The following is a 17,908-nucleotide window of genomic DNA, read 5'->3' as shown; positions in this document are numbered from 1 at the left end:
AAAAAACGGCCCTGTTCACAACTGTGAAGGAACCGTTTCGTTCTTAATATTTTAGCATTGTTGATAGATTAACATCAAGTATGTAATGAAGATTATCCTTTACAAGAGCTCCGTTCCCTTTGTCTCTTTTCCTAGGAAGAGCACTGCTAACGCACCGATAATAATCGTTACAAAAAATAACATAAAGATCGAACCAATCGCCATCGATTTACCTACTAGAATCCCAACCAGTAATGGAGCGATGATCCCACCAATCCGGCCAAAGGAAGTCGCTAACCCAGCACCTGTAGAACGAATAGTGGTCGGGTACAGCTCAGGAGTATAAGCATACATTCCACCCCAAGCCCCAAGATTAAAGAATGATAAGCAAATCCCAGCAGCCATCAGCATGCCTTCCGTAGTCGCATTACCGAACCAAGCAGCACTGACCGCAGTGAACAGCATATAGATGACTAGGACAAACTTACGACCGAACTTCTCGATGAAGTAAGCGGCAGTAAAGTAACCTGGTAGCTGAGCGAGTGTCATAATCAGAACATACTCAAAGCTTTTGACCAAGCTAAAGCCTTTAAGAACCATAACGGTAGGCAACCAAAGAAACATGCCATAATACGAAAACACCACGGTAAACCACAAAATCCATAGCATAATGGTAGAACGGCGATACTCAGGTGACCATACAGTCGCAATCCGTTTCTTCAAGGATACTGGCGCCTTTTTAATCTCAGCAAACTTCGGTGAATCGTCGATAGCTCGTCTTAAGTATAGCGCGTATAGAGCGGGAACAGCACCAATCCCGAAGGCTACACGCCAGCCATAATCAGGGATAATGAAAAATGCGATTAAAGCAGAAGCGATCCAGCCAATCGCCCAAAAGCTCTCTAGCAATACAACCGCACGGCCTCTCTCCCGAGCAGGCATACTTTCAGACACTAATGTTGAAGCGACAGGTAGCTCTCCACCTAGTCCAAAACCAGCGATAAACCTAAGCACACAGAGTATTCCAAAGCCTGTAGCAAACGCCGATAATCCACTTGCAGCCGAGAAAATCAGGAGTGTCCACAGCAGTATCGGTTTACGTCCAAAACGATCTGCTAATATCCCTGCCGCCGCCGCACCCACTGCCATCCCAACGGAGTTAATGCTTGTCAATATACCTATCTGCTCCGGTCCCAGATTCCAATCCTTGGCTAAAGCCGCTACAACAAAAGAAATCATCCCGACGTCCATCGCGTCGAACATCCAGCTTAAGCCAGCGCTGAAGAGTAATTTCCTTTGTTTAGGATTCCGCAGCAGTGTCATTTGATTCACTTCAAAGCCCCCTTAATATCATACGATATCCAAAAATCCCTTTTGATTATTTCACTTATACATTTTAAATTTGGAGCAGTCAAAAATCAAGGAATAAAGCGGCATTAAAGTATTGTCTTGCCAACGATTGAAAATAACAGGTCTGAACAGATATCGTAGCTATCAGCAATATGTTGCGGACAGATTCTCTTTGAGATTTCGTAAGATGCGTCAGTCGATTGATTACACGATCTGTTGAGCTTCTAAGCAAAGAATCTTCTTTCCATGAATACTCTTTGTGCAAAAGTTGATCAACCTTACATTGCGTCTGTATCGTTGGATTGCTCTTGATCTCTTCAAAAAGTCCAGCATATGCGTAATACAGCTTAACTGGCTCCATTAAATCATCATCATCCCGATCTGGCTTTAAGAACATCAACCGGAATAGCTGACGTATACTTTCAAAATTAAGGGCTGATTTGAGATCATCGATAATAAATAGAAGCGCCGCCTGATTAACCGAATACTTCTTACCTTCTCTTGGCGAACCGAGATATTCTTTGAAGTCGCGCTTCACCCAATTTTGCATAGTTGTGACGGTCAACGTGGAATACTCTATGAGATGGCCTAATGAAGCAATTTCACCGAGTGAAAAGCCTCTAACATTGTCGCCCTTAATGATCTTTTGTAAAACGGGTGGAACATCAGTAGATAAAAAAGCGGGTAACGAGGTCCCCTTTTGTACTTCTTCACGGTGAAATTTAGTCCATGCCTCTTGGAGGATATTCAGCGGTTTCCGGTCTGACAATCCGGTCAATGAGAGCAGAAGACTGGACATCTCTACACGAGTTAATGCAAATGATTCCATATCTGTTTCCCTCCACCATTTGATATTTTTCTAAAAAGTTCGTAGAATAGTTCATAAGAACTCATAAAATGAGTATAACCTATTTTAGGAACGAAAGGGATGGTAAAGATTATATGGGTATAGGACTTAGTTTGACGTTGGTGGCTATTTTGATTATTTTAACCGCTTTTTTTGTAGCAACTGAATTTGCATTGGTGAGACTTAGAGGTAGCCAGGTCAGTCAAATGGTGATCGAGGGAAAGAAGAACGCGTTAGCTGTACAACGAGTTTCTGCTAATCTTGACGGATACTTATCCGCGTGTCAGCTTGGGATTACGATCACTGCTCTTGGTATTGGTGCACTAGCAGAGCCGGCGTTCGAGCAGCTGCTCCTTCCGGTATTTGACTGGGCTAATATTAGTCCAAAAGTGAGTCACCCTCTTGCGTTTTTATTCGCATTCATCATTGCAACATTCCTACACGTCGTTGTCGGTGAGCTTGCTCCGAAGACGGTAGCTATAAACATTCCGGAAAAAATTAGTCAAATTACATCACCGCTGATTATTTGGTTCTACAGAATTTTGTACCCCCTCATTTGGTTCATGAACGGTTCCGCTAATCTGCTTGTTCGCCTTTTTGGGATGAAACCAGCTAGTGAGCATGAAGATGCGCATAGTGAAGATGAGATTCGTTTGATCTTGTCCGAAAGCTATGAAAGCGGGAAAATCAATAAAGCCGAATATGGCTATGTAAACCGTATCTTTACTTTTGATGAGATGTTGGCTAAAGAAATCATGGTTCCGCGAACCGATATGGTGTGTCTTTTTACCAATCATTCGTTAAAAGAGAATTTTGAGATCATCCGTAAGGAGCAGTATACTCGCTTCCCGGTTGCTGAAGGCAGCAAGGATAATATCATTGGGATGATCAACACGAAACAGCTCTATTTGCAATATGATAACAATCCTGATTTTGATTTCAAAAGCTTGATTCAGCCTGTTTTGACAGTATCTGAGGTAACACCGGTCAAGAACCTTCTAACACGTATGCAAGTGGAGCGTGTGCATATCGCCCTGCTGCTTGATGAATACGGCGGTACGTCCGGACTCATCACGATTGAAGATATTTTGGAAGAAATCGTAGGTGAGATTCGTGATGAATTTGACGGTGATGAACGCAAGGAAGTCGAGAAAATAAGTGATACAAATTATCTGTTTGATGGTAAAGTATCTCTGCTAGAGGTCAAGGAACTTACAGGGCTTGATTTCGAAGATGAAGAAGTGACTACAGTTGGAGGCTGGGTATACAGTCATATCGCAGATCCAGCTGTTGGCAAAAGTATTGTTCGTGATCATGTAACCTTAACCATTCGTGAAATGAACAGATACCGTGTCCGCAAGGTTGAGGTCGTTATCGAGCAATCTAGTGAAACTGAATCATAACAAATTTCGAAATCATTAGCTTTTTTATTCATAAAAAAAAGGATAGAGACATCAGATTATATCTGATCCTCTATCCTTTTTTCTTTTTGTAAAATTTTACTCATATAATATTCATCCACCCACTGTCCATCGATAACAAGCGATTTTCTTTTCGTCCCTTCGATCTCAAATCCGTTCTTAGAATACAAAGCCAAGGCCACTTGGTTATGTGTCATGACCGTTAGCTCAAGACGAACTATTTCAGTATTCATAGCCCATGTATTCATCTCTGTGAACAGACCTGCACCAATCCCCATACCCTGATAATCTTTCAGAATGCCAATAACTATGTATGCACTATGTCGATTGCGTCTTACACTTCCACCTCTAACCGACAAGTAACCTACAAGATAGCCATCAACCTCTGCACCAATAAGTATTGAAGTGTCTGCTGTAACGAAGCTAATGATCATCTCTTTAACTTGATTAAGACTAACTTGCCGCTCATCCGGCTCCAATAACATAAATTTGGATTCCTGATCTAGCTGATGCTGTAAACGAAGCAATTCACCTGCGTCTTCCGAAACCAGCATTCTAATTGTAAACATCCTATAATCACACCAACCTTTGACAACTATAAGTACTTCTTGAACAGCTTGCTGGAGCTGCTATTTCCAAGATAATCGTAGAACAGCTCTTAACAACGGCAGACCATGATGACATTCCCATCGGGGTCTTTGAAATTAAACCAATGATCATGCTCGATATCCGTAAGAATCTCTCCACCACTTGCCTTCACATAATCATAAGCAGCATCAATATCTTCTGTATTTAGATGGAAAGAGGGAATATTAAGAGCCGATTCAGATGTGTATATTTTGCTGTCTAATACGATTCCGGGTCCATTCATGGGTACCACATATAAATGACCGAATAATACTTCACCATCTAAAGGCAGTCCAAGCAATTGGCAGTACCATTGTTTGGATTTCTCAATATCCTTTACCGGAATAAAAACTGCACCAATCTGATTCAGAATCGGACTTACCACCATTAAGAAAGCCTCCTCTTTAAAGTTACAGAATAGGGTGTTATTCTAGATTAATTCGATAAAATATGTCATTTTCCTCCCTCCATTTAGGGAAGGTCTGGTAAGTTGTGTTATAATTCTGTGAGCATTACTCTAATATCACGTACGTCAGGAGAATTACATTGGCTAACCTGAACTTCGGTGGTTTCAAAATGACCCCTCCCAAAGTTTTATCACTAGGATTCTTAATACTTATCACTGCTGGAACTTTCCTGCTTAGTCTGCCGATCGCTTCAGTAGAAGGGCATATTTCTTTTATTGACGCCTTATTTATGGCAACATCAGCAACTTGTGTTACCGGTCTGGCAGTCATTGATACAGGCACACAACTGACTACCTTCGGACAAGTTGTTCTACTCGTTTTATTTCAGTTTGGGGGACTCGGATTTATAACGATGGCCACTTTAATTACTTTGGTCCTTAATAAGCGAATATCCTTGAAAGAGCGAATCCTTATGCAAGAATCCATGAACCAGAATTCGATGCAGGGTATTGTACAGTTAATCCGCAGAGTCCTGATTTATTCCCTTTTTATACAGCTTGCAGGTGCCATCTTGTTTACCTTTAGGTTTTTGATGGATATGCCATTCGGGAAAGCTGTGTATTATGGGATTTTTCACAGCATATCTATTTTTAATAATGCAGGCTTCGATTTATTTGGTGACATTCACGGACCTTTTAGTGGACTTACTCGTTATGTGAATGATCCTATTGTAAACTTTACCTCGATGATTCTCATATTTCTTGGAGGGGTCGGCTTTATCGTCTTATCCGATGTTCTGGACTTTCCTAAACGCAAAAAACTAACTCTTCATTCGAAGGTTGTTCTTTCGACCTCAGCGATATTGATTATTATTGGGGCTGCTTTATTTTTCTTACTGGAGTTTAACTCTACGTTGAAACACTTGAATCCGGGTGGAAAGATGATGGCGACCTTCTTACAAGCGATAACGCCACGATCAGGCGGTGTCACAACGATTGAAATTCCGCTTATGCGGGAATCGACACAATTTCTGATGATCCTGTTAATGTTTATTGGAGCTGCGCCTGGTTCTACAGGTGGGGGAATAAAGATTACTACATTCGCTATACTTGTGGCTGCGGTTTCTGCAAGATTACGGGGTAAAGAGGATATCATAATGTTTCGTTACCGGATCTCTAAAGAAAATGTCTATAGAGCCGTCACGATGACATTAATGTCTCTGATGCTTGTAGTCATCGCTACGATGTTATTATCCGTGACAGAGAAGGCTGACTTCCTTGCTGTACTTTTTGAAGCTGTATCTGCCTTCGGAACTTCAGGTCTCTCCATGGGTCTTACTCCGGAGCTGACCACGGCAGGAAAAATTCTAGTCATTATCTTGATGTTTATGGGCCGGACGGGTCCACTTACTCTTGCGTATGCGATTAAGCCTAAGAGTAGTAAGGAGCTTTACCGTTATCCTGAAGGCAAGATTACGATAGGATAAGGCCTGATGTAACCAGCGGCTTTGGATATTGCCGCTGGTAATCACATCAACACTTGTAAGTTTTACTCTTCAACGATCTCTTGTTTATCTAGTGCAGCATCAAGCAATTGATTGTATAAATCATCGTCATTCTCAAGCAGTGCGTCAGTTTCTAAGAACTGCTCTTCGCTCCCAGGTTCACCTGCAAAGCTCAGGCTGTAATCCCATTCCGTTCCCCTTGTACTAAAGAAAGTAATCTCATATGGAGCCTTATGGTTTTCGAGAGTAAATATAGTCCTCCCTACATAGCTTTTATCTTCTTTACGGCTCATTTCAGCACTTACGATCTCTAAATTCATTCGCTTATCTTCCTTCCATTCATCAAATCATTTCCCCTTTTAGTATAGCATTGAAATGAATGTAATTCCTCTACATACACTGTAAATTCCGTGTAATTGACTTTTTTCATCCGGCGGTTAATAATTTAGTACAATACTTGTAAAGTACCAAACAATTAGCAAATGGAGGAAATATCAATGACTGATTTCGAGGCAAAGCTTAGTAAATATGCAGATCTAGCAGTGCAAATTGGGGTTAACGTTCAACCAGGTCAAATCCTAGTGGTGAATGCGCCGATTCTTGCAGCTGATTTCGTACGTATGATCACCGCCAAGGCATATGCGATTGGAGCAAGCTTAGTGAAAGTGAACTGGAGTGATGCGAGCATTACGCGCCAGCAGTTTGAACATGCTGCTCCAGAAGTGTTCACTGAGCCTCCTACTTGGTACGCAGGTGAAATGACTGAACTCGCCGAGAAGGGTGCGGCTATTCTTAATGTGATCGCTGAAGATCCTGATGCACTTAAAGGCATTGACCCTGTGCGCATTTCCAATTATCAAAAAGTACGGGGAGCCGCGCTCACCAAATATCGTGAAATGCAAATGTCCGACAAAGTTAGCTGGAGTATTGTTGCAGTTCCTTGTCAGGCGTGGGCGGATAAAGTATTCCCTGATGTTCCAGCTGAAGAACGTGTAAGTAAGCTTTGGGAAGCTATTTTCCACACCGTACGCCTTGATCGTGAAGATCCGGTAGCTGCATGGCAAGAACATCTCGACACTTTAGATCAAAAAGCAAATGTACTCAACGCAAAAAAATATAAGAAGCTGCATTACATAGCACCTGGTACGGACCTAAGCATCGAGCTTCCAGAAGGCCATATTTGGGCACAAGGAGACAGTATTAATGCTAAAGGTCATTCTTTTGTAGCCAATATGCCTACCGAAGAAGTATTTACCGCCCCACTAAAGACTGGTGTAAACGGCACCGTACGAAGCACAAAACCTCTTAGCCATGGCGGCAACATTATCGACGGATTCTCCATCACCTTTGAGAACGGACGAATTGTAAGTGTTAGTGCAGAGCAAGGTCAAGAAGCACTAGAACACCTCATTAGTATGGATGATGGAGCAAAATACCTCGGTGAAGTTGCATTAGTTCCTCATAAGTCCCCTATCTCTGAGTCCAATATTCTTTATTACAATACTTTGTTTGATGAGAATGCATCCAATCACCTAGCTATTGGTATGGCTTATGCTTTCTGCTTAGAAGGCGGTAAAGATATGACTCCGGATGAACTGATTGCCCATGGATTGAACAATAGTGTTACCCATGTGGATTTCATGATCGGTTCAGCGGAGATGAACATTACTGGTATAACTGCTGATGGAACCGAAGAACCTGTATTCCTTAATGGAAACTGGGCGTTCTAATTACTGTAAATATGAAATAAAAGACTAGAGATATTGGGAGGAGTGGAAATCATGTTGGATTTCAAGCAGAAACTGGAGAATTATGCATTGCTAGCAGTGAAAATCGGGGTTAATATTCAACCTGGGCAGACCTTAGTTGTAAATGCCGACATCGCTTCCGCAGAACTAGTGCGTATTGTAGTTCGCAAAGCATATGAAGCGGGTGCGAAGCTCGTTAAGGTTAATTATAGTGATGAGGTTGTTACACGTACACGTTATGACCTCGCTCCATCCGATTCCTTTTTGGAACCGCCACAATGGCAAGCAGATGAATTGGAAGATCTAGCTAAAAAGGGTGCAGCATTTCTATCGATAACTTCAACTAATCCAGATCTATTAAGCGGTGTTGAATCAGGAAGAATTGCGGATAATCAACGGATTTCTGGACAGACATTAGCTCCATATCGTGAATTGTTAATGGGGAATCACGCGAGCTGGAGTATTGTAGCTTTTCCATCACCATCTTGGGCGGCAAAGGTATTCCCTGAGGCTCCACAAGATCAGCAGATTGATTTGCTATGGGATGCTATCTTTAAAGCTACACGTGCGGATCAAGCCGATCCTATTCAAGCTTGGAGTCAACATTTGGATGGACTTAAAGCGCGTTGTGCTACCTTGAATGATAATAAGTTCCGCAAGCTGCATTATACTGCATCTGGAACTGATTTGACCATTGAGCTACCAGAAGGGCATATTTGGTGTCAGGCCGGAGCGGTTAATGGCAAAGGTGTCCCTTTCCTTGCCAATATCCCTACAGAAGAAGTGTTTACTGCCCCACTGAAGTCTGGTGTGAATGGCACAGTAAGCAGCACTAAGCCTCTTAGCTACGGGGGGAATCTTATTGACAATTTCAAGCTCACCTTTGAGGACGGCAAAGTGACAGAATTCTCTGCAGAAAAAGGTTCAGAATCTCTGGCTTCCCTTATCGCGTTGGATGAAGGCTCTGCCTATCTAGGAGAAGTCGCTCTAGTGCCTTTCCACTCCCCGATCTCCGAGAGTGGTATTCTATATTACACAACGTTGTACGATGAGAATGCCTCCTGCCATTTGGCATTAGGTGCGGCGTATGCCTTCACCCTTCAAGAAGGTACAACAATGACCAAAGAACAGCTGCAAGAAAAAGGGATGAACCAAAGCCATACCCATGTTGACTTTATGATGGGATCACCCGAAATGAACATAGATGGGATTAAGCATGATGGAACAACTGTACCTATCTTCCGAAACGGCGATTGGGCTTAGATTGTTCACCTTAATTTTCAGATAAATCAAACACCAAACAACCAGCTTAGCTCCTCCTTCAGAGGGTAAAAGCTGGTTGTTTTTTTATTGCATTTTCAATATCAACAAAATAAAATGTCCGAATTTGAATAAAAGTTCAAGAATTGTTCACACTATTGTTGATTTCCGTTCACAAATATGTCACAATACAATTAAGGATTGAATTTCCAAGGAGGGGATTATCATGTTGAGAGACCCAATATCCAATGAAATTGACAGCGTTGAAGAAGAACAGGTACAGACTCAAGCGCCGGTGGACTCAAGAATTGTTGCATCTAATGCAATTAAATACACCGCCTATGTTATGCTGTTTTTCGGATTCATGTATTTCCTGATTGCTTACTTGGCCCCGATGCTGGAACAATAATGTGATGGATATGACTTTATTAGAAAACGCTTACGGTTAATCACTCTCCATGGAGTAGTGATTAACCGTTTTTATTTCCACGAGAAAGCTTTGTCCGTCCAAGCTATTGCTGTAGGTGACCATACGCCATTCATCTTCGAATGTAACCAAGCTATAGCCTCTTCTCTGTCACCTTCAAATGTGGAAAGACCGTTATCTTCCATCCAGTGGCTTACGGTCTCAAACGAAGTACTACTCCAGCCGTTTTTCTCCCCTTCAGCATTGTGGCGTTCTTTTACACCTGAAATAACGATGTCCAGCGATGCCTGAAGCTCCGTAACCGCATTATCGAATGCCGTTTTCTTTTCTTTTGCCTTCATATCAGCTTCGGCTCGTAGTATACGCGTGTCAATACCTTGATGTTCACGGATAATTTGGAGTAAGCTCACTGCTTCTCTACTTGCCAATCCGTCATTATAACGTTCTTCTATAGATTTAGCGCTTCCTACTGCTGCAACAAATGCTGGGAACCACTCGCTTGACACTAAAATAGCTTTTTTCTTAACAAACTTCCCGTATCCAGCAAGACCTTCTCCAGGAAACCTTACCCGCCATGACCACGGATCTAGCTCTGATCCTGTATGCCAATTTTCAGGTTTAGTAAGTCCGTTTAAAGATGGGTGCTCGGGAATCAAGGTTGCAAGCGGTAAAATCCCAAGCTTTGCAATAATTTCTGCTGTTTCTTCAAAAGTGGTGACACTGCCCTCTTCATATCCCTTTATCATCACTACACGTCTCCTTTGTACTCCATTATTTAGACTTCATATTTCCGATCCCGGCTATAAACGTACTGATGAGGCGAGATAGACTTATATTGGTATCAAGAGCCATTCCGAAGCCGCCCTTTTGTTCCAACGAGGCGAACCCATGCAGAATGCTTCTTAACCCTCGTACAGCATGAATCTCACCCTCCTCGCCCAATTGATAATCCTTCATCACATGAATGATAAGCCTCAAAATATGATCACCTGCTGCTTCCAGCTCGGTATTTTCCTTTTCAGGTGCTCGCAGCGTTGTTTCATATAAACCAGGGCGACTCCTAGCAAAATTCACATATGCATGCCCCATCGCCTGTACAGCAGCATCTCCATTAAGCCCTTTGGCCGCGTTGACCATGGTCGTGGAAAGCTCTCCAAGTCCATAAATCGCAAGCTGTGTGCGCAAGTCTTGTAGACCGTTAATGTGATTGTATAGCGACGGAGAACGAACACCTAATTTGTTAGCCAATGCAGCTAAGGTGACGGCTTCTATTCCTTCATGATCGGCAATTTCTCCTGCTGCAATAACTAGCATGCGACTATCTAATCCCGCTCTAGGTGACATTTAATTACTCCTATCTTGGATCATTTGTGCTTTGTGTATAGCTCTCTCCATGGTTTGCATTGGATTTCTAAGCAAGTCACCATGTCCAGTAGCCAGTAAAGTCGGTGAAGCCTCCAGTAGCTTAGTGGCACTAATCAGTGCTTGATCCTTATTCCATGTTGCCATGGCCGGAAACGGAAACCAAGGAATGACGGTTCCAGACACTGCGGTCCCTCGGAAGGTTTGAAAAGCATCTCCAACGACAACAGCGCCGCTTCGTGAATCAATGAAAGACATAGAGCCTGGGGTATGACCAGGTGTTTGAATCGCTGTCATTGAGCCAATGGTATCTCCATCATGGAGCAATACATCTGGCTGTGTAGATATCTTCTTTGGAACGCCCCCCTTTATAGCCGTCTGAGGTTCCCCCTCCCGAAGAGAACGATCTCCACGAAGTAATGCTGCATCTCTCTCTGAGATGTATACCTGAGCCTCTGGGAGCAGGGTTTTCAGCTCATCCAGTGCACCTACATGATCGTCATGAGCATGCGTTAATACAATACGAGTAATCTTCTTATCAAACTTCGCTGCGGTAGCGATAATTCCTTTTACACTAAATGGCATTGCTGCATCGATCAAAGTCAATTCATTTTCTTCCTCTATGATGTAACAATTCACAGGAAACAATCTTGGCATCCAAGTCAGCTGCAGTAAATGCCCTTCACGTGTTACTCTCATCATTATCCCTCCACAAAACTAATATCATTAGTTAAAATATAAACTAATCGCATTAGTTTTTCAAGAGTGAATTATACTTTCCACTTTCCCCTCTAGATCTTTGTCAGCATTTTTGTTAGATCTTTTGATTTTGACGTTCTTATACCGTATATCATCGTCTTCCTTACTCGGTAGCAGATATATCCCATCTTTGACGGAAAGAACGGTAATATACAAGCACCCTACCATCACAATCACAAACGTATCCAACCAATATTTAATGTCCCATTATAGGATAAACACCTTACTAAGAAGACTAATCATTAAGCCCACAAACACAATCGTAAACCCGTGAAACCAGCTTCCTCATTTCTCCAACCAATCGGACCCAGGAACTCTTATTTCGGAGATTTACTGAATTCATGAAGGCTATCGGACTCCATTGCAATTATTACCTTCAAAACATCCCAATTCTACGCCATTACAAGGTAATAAGAGCTATGCGGTCCGTTACAACTACAAAATGACCCAAAAAGCTAAAATAACTGCAATAGGGTCCCATGCGGTGGACATTAATGGTTAAACTAAACTAATAAAAAAAGCACCCCTATGGATGCTTTTGATAAGTCCTATTAAATTCGCTTAATAATTCACATATTAATTAACTTATTAATTTGCTTTTATTCCACTACACCGTTCTCTGGATAGCTATCTACGATCTGTAGTAACTCTGAAGCTTCCGTCCGTGGACGGCTGTCAGGTACAGTCTCCGGATATCCGGCATGGATCATAGCTATGATCTTCTCACCAAGCTTCACACCAATCTTGTTCCGGAATTCAGGGTTATTAATGTAAGGATCTGTCTTCCAAATCGTTCCCACACCCTGTTCCCAAGCCGCTAGCTGGAAGTTCTGTACAAGTGCAGAGGCTGCTGCAAAGTCCTCATCCCATTCTCTCTGCCGTGGATCTTCAGGCATCACCACGATTAACGTTAAAGGAATGTTTGAAATATATTCTTTGCGCTTGGCAGCCACTTCAGGATCAGGAAAGGCACGTTTTACGAAGGCAAATGCCGCCTCAGCCAAGAACTTTGTACCATCACCTTGAAAAGCAATGAATCTCCACGGCTCACGCAGACCATGATTAGGCGCCCATACAGCTACATTTAATAATTCCTCTAACAATCCCTGAGGTAATGGATCTTTCTTGAAAAGCTTGATCGAACGACGTTCTTTAATCACATCAGCTACGCTATTCTTTTGAGTCGGTTGAGTTTGTGTCATTAGATCCACTCCTTGTAATAATGATAATCATTATCACTAATGATACAGCATCTTTCTACCTTTTGCAAATAACAGGAAATAAACAAACACCGTTCCATAAGGAACGATGTTGAAGTGGTTCAGCCGAAACGACCCATGATATATTCTTGTGTCATTTGATTCTCAGGATTTGTAAAGACCTTATCCGTCTTATCATACTCTATAAGAGATCCTAGATAAAAATAAGCTGTATAATCAGAAATCCGTGCAGCTTGCTGCATGTTGTGTGTCACGATTACAATGCGCAGCTCTTCTTTTAACTCCTTGATTAGCTCCTCTACTTTACCAGTGGAGACTGGGTCTAGTGCTGAAGCTGGTTCATCCAAGAGCAGAATCTGAGGGTTAACCGACAACGCTCTTGCAATGCAAAGGCGCTGTTGTTGTCCACCGGATAGAGCTAATGCTGAATCTTTTAAGCGGTCCTTAACTTCGTCCCACAATGCTGCTTTTCGAAGGCTGCTCTCAACGATCTCATCAAGTGCTTTTTTCCCTTTAATCCCATGATACTTGGGTCCAAAAGCGATGTTGTCATAAATAGATTTATAGAACGGATTCGGCTTTTGCCAAACCATCCCGATCTTCTGGCGTAACTTGATAACGTCTGTGCCAGGAGCATTAATATCTACTCCATCTATCCAGATGCTTCCTTTGCTTGTTGCTCCGGAGATTTCGTCATTCATCCGGTTCAGAGAACGAAGAAAGGTTGATTTACCGCAGCCGGATGGGCCGATCAGTGCAGTAACCGTTTTTTCAGCAAAAGGAAGACTGATCCCCTTTACTGCCTCATATGTTCCATAAAAAATACTCAGGTCCTCGGTTTGAAAAGATTCACGCACTGCTGTTGCCGACGTTCCCATCGATTACTCCTCCTACATCTCTACTTTAATTTTTAGGGATTAGTTCATTCTTTTTGACGCTGTAAGCTTACGATAAATAAATCTTCCGAAATAACGTGCTGCCAAGTTGAAGATCAATACCATAATTACTAGTACAGCCGAAGCCCCTGCAGCAATTTGCGCAGCATCAGGAGCAAGCCCTTCACTATTTACCTTCCAAATATGAACAGCCAGTGTTTCTGCTGGACGGAAGGGATTCAGTGGTGAGTTTGGACTAAGTGGATTCCAGTTGGTGAAATCTAGTCTCGGACTACTCATTCCTGCAGTGAACATCAGTGCAGCTGCTTCCCCAAAGACACGGCCAGCGGACAAGATAGTACCGGTAATAATCGTTGGTAATGCTACTGGAAACAACACGGAGGTTACGATTTTCCACTTGGACAAGCCTAGCGCAAAACCAGCCTCTTTTTGTTGCTTAGGAACACTACGAAAAGCTTGCTCAGTAATCCGAACCATCAGCGGTAGGTTAAAGACCGTCAATGCCAGCGCTCCAGAGATTAAGGAGAAGCCAAGATTAAAATAGTTAACAATCAGCAATAGACCAAACAAGCCGACTACGATTGAAGGGAACGAAGATAATACTTCAACAATTAAGCGAATAAAGCCGGTGATTTTTCCTGGACGAGCATATTCAGCCATATAAATACCGGCACCCAGACCTAGAGGTACTGTAATAATTAACGTGAGCACCAAAAGGAATAAGGAGTTGAATAGCTGAGGGCCAACCCCTCCACCAGCGCGAATTTTTTGCGGTGCGGAGAATAGAAAATCCCAGCTAATGTGACTTAGACCTCGAAAAAGGATATATCCCAGTAGACCAACCAGAATGGCTACGATGAGCATAGCGAAAAACACAATAAGGCTGGTGGCAATTTTATTTACGGTTCTCGGCTTCAAATTTTATTCCTCCGTTCAAGCAATCTCACTAAGAAGACAAATACAAACGTCATCAGCATAAGAACCAGTGCCATACTCCACAGAGCATTATTGTGCGCAGAGCCCATGGTTGTGTTCCCCATTCCAAGCGTGATCACACTCGTCAGGGTAGAAGCTGATTCAAAGAGTGATTTAGGTACGAACGGTGCATTACCGATAACCATCTGTACAGCAAGGGCTTCACCGAATGCACGTGCCATCCCCAGAACAATACCTGTCATAATAGCAGGAAACGTTGTCGGAATAATCACTCGAGAGATCGTCTGCCACCGGGTGGCACCAAGCGCATAGGAGGATTCCTTTAAATTTTGCGGCAATGAAGCCAGCGCGTCTGCAGCCACGCTTGTAATCGTCGGAAGAATCATGACCGAGAGCACAAGCGCGCCTGCAGCTACCCCGATGCCTTGACCAGGCAGGTTGTTGCGTAGAAACGGTACAATAACACTTAATCCGATAAAACCATAAACAACTGAAGGGATACCTGCCAACAGCTCAATTACTGGCTGAAGCAATTTTTTTCCCCATCCTGGAACAATCTCAGTCATGAATAGCGCAGCGCACAAGCTAAGTGGACTAGCAATCAATGCTGCAAGCAAAGTGACCAAGAAGGATCCTGTGATAAACGGAAAAGCACCAAAGGATGGGTTATCCGCTTCAGGTGACCACTTCGTTCCGAATAGAAAATCAGTAACGCTAACATCGCCACTTGTGAAAGTTGAAATGCCTTTAGACGCTACAAAATATACCATCGATACAATGATTGTTATCAATAGTAGTACACAGAAGGACATATATGTACGTCCCACAAAATCTTCAATATGATGTTTTTCGATGCGTGAGTTCTTTAGTTTCACCCTCAATTGCTCCCTCTTTCTAAAGTGAAAAGAGAGGCAGATGTATCCGCCTCTAATCACTTGAGATTCTAATCCTTACTAATTGCTTAGAAGTGAATTACTTAGCTGTAACATTTCCTGCAACGTCACGGCTAACTTGCATTTTTACAGCTGGAATGTATCCAAGCTCAACGACTTCACCTGTTTGTACTTCGTCTGTTAAGAAAAAGTCGAGGAATGCTTTTACTGTTTCATTTGGTTCGCCGTTTGTGTACATATGCTCGTAAGCCCACACTGGATATTTACCAGTAATAACATTGTCTACAGATGCTTCTACACCATCAAGGCTAAGTGTTTTGATTGAATCATCAAGGTATGAAAGAGCCAGATAACCGATAGCCCCTGGAGTTTCTCCGATCATTTTCTTAACTGTACCGGATGAATCTTCTTGAATCGATCCTGGGATATCTTCAGTTTTAGTTCCAAGTGCATAACTTTCATAAGTTGCGCGAGTACCGGAGCTGCCTGGACGGTTGATGATTTGGATTTTTTGATCCGCTCCACCAACTTCTTTCCAGTTCGTAATTTTTCCTGTGAAAATATCTAGAAGCTGTTCTTTAGTCAAGCTATCCACACCTGCATCGGGATGTGATACAGTTGCGATCGCTACTACGGCTACTTGATGATCTACGAGTACTGCTGCTTTTTCTGCATCTTTATCTTTTAGTTTTTCTTCTGCGAATACGTCGGAGTTACCGATATCCACTTGCTTCTCAGCTACTTGTGTAAGACCAGTACCGCTACCGCCGCCTTGTACTTGAATGTCCACACCAGCATTTTTATCCATGAAATTCTCAGCTACCAGTTCAACCAATGGTTGTAAGGCTGTTGAACCTGATGCTAGAATCGAACCACTTAATTTAGCGTCGCCGCTTCCTTCATTTGTAGCTGCAGCGTTTCCTCCAGCGTTGTTTCCACCATTACCGCAGGCCGAAAGTGCCAGTACGCTAGTTAAAGCCAAAGTCATAATCCATGATTTTTTGAATTGCATTGTTTTGTCTCCTCCTAAATGTTTTGTTAGCATGGCTTCCTGGTACAGTTGTTACAAAACTGGCTTCGAAAGCTTTAACATGGTGTTGTGGAGCTTTGGCCCCCATATGCTTGTTTACTGTACAAGTTCATCTAACGCATATGTGAATGTTGTTGTCCGGAGCTTCTTGGCTCCTCTGACTCTTCTTATTCTAGAGCTCGTTCGTTAGAGAAACTTCTTAACTTTGTAAAGCGAACGATAAAAATACCAATAGAAACTATATATATGTATAGATTTAATCTATAATGGGGATATAATTCGTTATCCAACTATGCATTATGCGGAGGAAAGTTATGAACATTATGAAATTAAAGATTGTGATACTCCTTGAAAAATATAAAAAAGTAACCGATGTAGCTGCTGAATTAGGCCTTAAACAACCCACTGTATCTTTTCATATGAAGAATCTAGAGAATGAATTTGAAACTCCTTTATTCCTATATCGAAGTGGACGAGTACTGCTCACAGATGCTGGACGGGCCCTGTATCAATATGCTATCAAAATCGTCTCACTCACAGCCGAAGCGGAACGAACTGTAAAGCAGTTTGCTTCCCCTTCACAAGGGACATTAGCGCTGGAAGCCAGCTTTATTCCTGCAACTTATATTTTACCTAAAGCGCTAATCCAATTCATGAAACTATATCCGGGAATTAATAATTCGATGACCATCCAAAGCGATACTTTGTTAAGGGAACGGCTCCGGAGCCGAGAAATTCAAATGGCTATTTTACACACTTCAGATTGGCATGATGAATCCTTTAATTTTCAGCTCATTGTCCGCGACGAACCTGTGCTCGTTTTTGCACCTGGACATCCATTTGAAAGCATAGGGATGTTAACACCGGAACAGATAGCGCTTGAGCCTTGGATTCAGTATGAGGTTGGTTCTTGTTTACGGGGATTTGCGGATCAATGGGCGCAGTTGAATCATATCCGCTTGTGGAATCGATCCGAGTTGAATTCACCAGAGACACTTAAGAAGTTAGTCAGCGAAGGAGATGGCGTAGGGATTTGTTCTAGCGCTAGTATTGAAGCAGAGCTTGAATTAGGTCGTCTTTGTTCTGTTCCTCTGCCAGGAATTTTGCCTGAGAGCGGTGGTTTTGTTTTGGCTTGGCGAAAAGATCATATATTAACGCCGTTACAGCAATCTTTTGCCGAGTTATTAATAGACTCTCAGTAGTCAAATAAGGGAGCACCCAAAGCCATAATGGTTTTGGGCG

At 42.5% G+C, this 17,908-nt stretch carries 19 protein-coding genes; 6 read left to right on the top strand and 13 right to left on the bottom strand.

Going from position 1 to position 17,908, the window contains the following annotated elements; all coding sequences use genetic code 11:
* Window positions 1–99 precede the first annotated feature (99 nt).
* Window positions 100–1,311: an MFS transporter gene (locus NSS67_RS17585; protein WP_339314735.1), complete on the bottom strand. Its 1,212-nt coding sequence runs from the start codon at window positions 1,309–1,311 to the stop codon at window positions 100–102.
* Between the two features lie 79 nt (window positions 1,312–1,390).
* The gene (locus tag NSS67_RS17580) at window positions 1,391–2,158 is read right to left on the bottom strand and encodes a DUF1836 domain-containing protein (RefSeq protein ID WP_339314733.1); all 768 of its coding nucleotides are present in this window, start codon (window positions 2,156–2,158) and stop codon (window positions 1,391–1,393) included.
* A 113-nt stretch (window positions 2,159–2,271) separates the two neighbouring features.
* On the opposite strand from NSS67_RS17580, the gene NSS67_RS17575 reads away from it, so the two are divergent.
* Complete coding sequence (locus NSS67_RS17575; protein ID WP_339314732.1) at window positions 2,272–3,579, top strand: hemolysin family protein; 1,308 nt, start codon at window positions 2,272–2,274, stop codon at window positions 3,577–3,579.
* 56 nt (window positions 3,580–3,635) lie between these two features.
* On the opposite strand, the gene NSS67_RS17570 is transcribed toward NSS67_RS17575, so the two are convergent.
* Together NSS67_RS17570 and NSS67_RS17565 are read right to left on the bottom strand one after the other, a co-directional pair.
* Window positions 3,636–4,166 carry a GNAT family N-acetyltransferase gene (locus tag NSS67_RS17570; protein ID WP_339314731.1) on the bottom strand — a complete coding sequence of 177 codons (531 nt, stop codon included), beginning with the start codon at window positions 4,164–4,166 and terminating at the stop codon, window positions 3,636–3,638.
* An 89-nt stretch (window positions 4,167–4,255) separates the two neighbouring features.
* Window positions 4,256–4,609 carry a VOC family protein gene (locus NSS67_RS17565; RefSeq protein WP_339320629.1) on the bottom strand — a complete coding sequence of 118 codons (354 nt, stop codon included), beginning with the start codon at window positions 4,607–4,609 and terminating at the stop codon, window positions 4,256–4,258.
* Window positions 4,610–4,800: 191 nt separating this feature from the next.
* On the opposite strand from NSS67_RS17565, the gene NSS67_RS17560 reads away from it, so the two are divergent.
* On the top strand, window positions 4,801–6,117 hold the full coding sequence (locus tag NSS67_RS17560) for a TrkH family potassium uptake protein (protein ID WP_339320628.1): 1,317 nt from the start codon (window positions 4,801–4,803) through the stop codon (window positions 6,115–6,117).
* Between the two features lie 62 nt (window positions 6,118–6,179).
* Here the strand turns inward: NSS67_RS17560 and NSS67_RS17555 are convergent, their stop codons facing one another.
* On the bottom strand, window positions 6,180–6,455 hold the full coding sequence (locus NSS67_RS17555; RefSeq protein ID WP_339314729.1) for a hypothetical protein: 276 nt from the start codon (window positions 6,453–6,455) through the stop codon (window positions 6,180–6,182).
* Between the two features lie 177 nt (window positions 6,456–6,632).
* On the opposite strand from NSS67_RS17555, the gene NSS67_RS17550 reads away from it, so the two are divergent.
* The 3 genes from NSS67_RS17550 (at window position 6,633) to NSS67_RS17540 (ending at window position 9,552) form a co-directional block, all read left to right on the top strand.
* Window positions 6,633–7,865, top strand: coding sequence for an aminopeptidase (locus tag NSS67_RS17550; protein ID WP_339314727.1), 1,233 nt, complete (start codon window positions 6,633–6,635; stop codon window positions 7,863–7,865).
* A 51-nt stretch (window positions 7,866–7,916) separates the two neighbouring features.
* The gene (locus tag NSS67_RS17545) at window positions 7,917–9,146 is read left to right on the top strand and encodes an aminopeptidase (RefSeq protein ID WP_339314725.1); all 1,230 of its coding nucleotides are present in this window, start codon (window positions 7,917–7,919) and stop codon (window positions 9,144–9,146) included.
* 223 nt (window positions 9,147–9,369) lie between these two features.
* Entirely contained in the window at window positions 9,370–9,552 is a 183-nt protein-coding gene (locus NSS67_RS17540; protein WP_339314723.1) for a hypothetical protein, read from the top strand.
* A gap of 71 nt (window positions 9,553–9,623) precedes the next feature.
* On the opposite strand, the gene NSS67_RS17535 is transcribed toward NSS67_RS17540, so the two are convergent.
* From NSS67_RS17535 to NSS67_RS17500, 8 genes are all read right to left on the bottom strand, one after another.
* Complete coding sequence (locus NSS67_RS17535) at window positions 9,624–10,316, bottom strand: hypothetical protein (RefSeq protein ID WP_339314721.1); 693 nt, start codon at window positions 10,314–10,316, stop codon at window positions 9,624–9,626.
* A 25-nt stretch (window positions 10,317–10,341) separates the two neighbouring features.
* On the bottom strand, window positions 10,342–10,914 hold the full coding sequence (locus tag NSS67_RS17530) for a WHG domain-containing protein (RefSeq protein ID WP_339314720.1): 573 nt from the start codon (window positions 10,912–10,914) through the stop codon (window positions 10,342–10,344).
* On the bottom strand, window positions 10,915–11,631 hold the full coding sequence (locus NSS67_RS17525) for an MBL fold metallo-hydrolase (RefSeq protein WP_339320627.1): 717 nt from the start codon (window positions 11,629–11,631) through the stop codon (window positions 10,915–10,917).
* Between the two features lie 659 nt (window positions 11,632–12,290).
* Entirely contained in the window at window positions 12,291–12,893 is a 603-nt protein-coding gene (locus NSS67_RS17520; protein WP_339314718.1) for a nitroreductase, read from the bottom strand.
* Window positions 12,894–13,012: 119 nt separating this feature from the next.
* Window positions 13,013–13,789, bottom strand: a complete 777-nt coding sequence (pstB, locus tag NSS67_RS17515; RefSeq protein WP_339314716.1) for a phosphate ABC transporter ATP-binding protein PstB — start codon at window positions 13,787–13,789, stop codon at window positions 13,013–13,015.
* Window positions 13,790–13,828: 39 nt separating this feature from the next.
* Window positions 13,829–14,725: a phosphate ABC transporter permease PstA gene (pstA, locus tag NSS67_RS17510; protein ID WP_339314714.1), complete on the bottom strand. Its 897-nt coding sequence runs from the start codon at window positions 14,723–14,725 to the stop codon at window positions 13,829–13,831.
* The gene (gene pstC, locus NSS67_RS17505; protein WP_339314712.1) at window positions 14,722–15,624 is read right to left on the bottom strand and encodes a phosphate ABC transporter permease subunit PstC; all 903 of its coding nucleotides are present in this window, start codon (window positions 15,622–15,624) and stop codon (window positions 14,722–14,724) included. Before pstC ends, pstA begins: the two co-directional genes overlap by 4 nt.
* A 91-nt stretch (window positions 15,625–15,715) precedes the next feature.
* Complete coding sequence (locus NSS67_RS17500) at window positions 15,716–16,648, bottom strand: phosphate ABC transporter substrate-binding protein (RefSeq protein WP_339314710.1); 933 nt, start codon at window positions 16,646–16,648, stop codon at window positions 15,716–15,718.
* Window positions 16,649–16,980: 332 nt separating this feature from the next.
* Between NSS67_RS17500 and NSS67_RS17495 the strand changes: the two genes are divergently transcribed.
* Window positions 16,981–17,868, top strand: a complete 888-nt coding sequence (locus NSS67_RS17495; protein ID WP_339314708.1) for a LysR family transcriptional regulator — start codon at window positions 16,981–16,983, stop codon at window positions 17,866–17,868.
* Window positions 17,869–17,908 lie beyond the last annotated feature (40 nt).

Source organism: Paenibacillus sp. FSL R10-2734 (assembly GCF_037963865.1).
Classification (GTDB): Bacteria; Bacillota; Bacilli; order Paenibacillales; family Paenibacillaceae; genus Paenibacillus_AQ.
Note: the sequence above shows the minus strand (reverse complement) of the source record. Positions and strands in the feature narration are given on the sequence as shown.

Coding starts and splice junctions, on each gene's coding strand:
- pstB (WP_339314716.1), bottom strand. CDS start 13,789: ATGGGAACGTCGGCAACAGCAGTGCGTGAATCTTTTCAAACCGAGGAC.
- NSS67_RS17560 (WP_339320628.1), top strand. CDS start 4,801: ATGACCCCTCCCAAAGTTTTATCACTAGGATTCTTAATACTTATCACT.
- NSS67_RS17570 (WP_339314731.1), bottom strand. CDS start 4,166: ATGTTTACAATTAGAATGCTGGTTTCGGAAGACGCAGGTGAATTGCTT.
- NSS67_RS17520 (WP_339314718.1), bottom strand. CDS start 12,893: ATGACACAAACTCAACCGACTCAAAAGAATAGCGTAGCTGATGTGATT.
- NSS67_RS17580 (WP_339314733.1), bottom strand. CDS start 2,158: ATGGAATCATTTGCATTAACTCGTGTAGAGATGTCCAGTCTTCTGCTC.
- NSS67_RS17540 (WP_339314723.1), top strand. CDS start 9,370: ATGTTGAGAGACCCAATATCCAATGAAATTGACAGCGTTGAAGAAGAA.
- NSS67_RS17535 (WP_339314721.1), bottom strand. CDS start 10,316: ATGATAAAGGGATATGAAGAGGGCAGTGTCACCACTTTTGAAGAAACA.
- NSS67_RS17525 (WP_339320627.1), bottom strand. CDS start 11,631: ATGAGAGTAACACGTGAAGGGCATTTACTGCAGCTGACTTGGATGCCA.
- NSS67_RS17555 (WP_339314729.1), bottom strand. CDS start 6,455: ATGAATTTAGAGATCGTAAGTGCTGAAATGAGCCGTAAAGAAGATAAA.
- NSS67_RS17575 (WP_339314732.1), top strand. CDS start 2,272: ATGGGTATAGGACTTAGTTTGACGTTGGTGGCTATTTTGATTATTTTA.
- NSS67_RS17500 (WP_339314710.1), bottom strand. CDS start 16,648: ATGCAATTCAAAAAATCATGGATTATGACTTTGGCTTTAACTAGCGTA.
- NSS67_RS17550 (WP_339314727.1), top strand. CDS start 6,633: ATGACTGATTTCGAGGCAAAGCTTAGTAAATATGCAGATCTAGCAGTG.
- NSS67_RS17530 (WP_339314720.1), bottom strand. CDS start 10,914: ATGTCACCTAGAGCGGGATTAGATAGTCGCATGCTAGTTATTGCAGCA.
- NSS67_RS17495 (WP_339314708.1), top strand. CDS start 16,981: ATGAACATTATGAAATTAAAGATTGTGATACTCCTTGAAAAATATAAA.
- NSS67_RS17545 (WP_339314725.1), top strand. CDS start 7,917: ATGTTGGATTTCAAGCAGAAACTGGAGAATTATGCATTGCTAGCAGTG.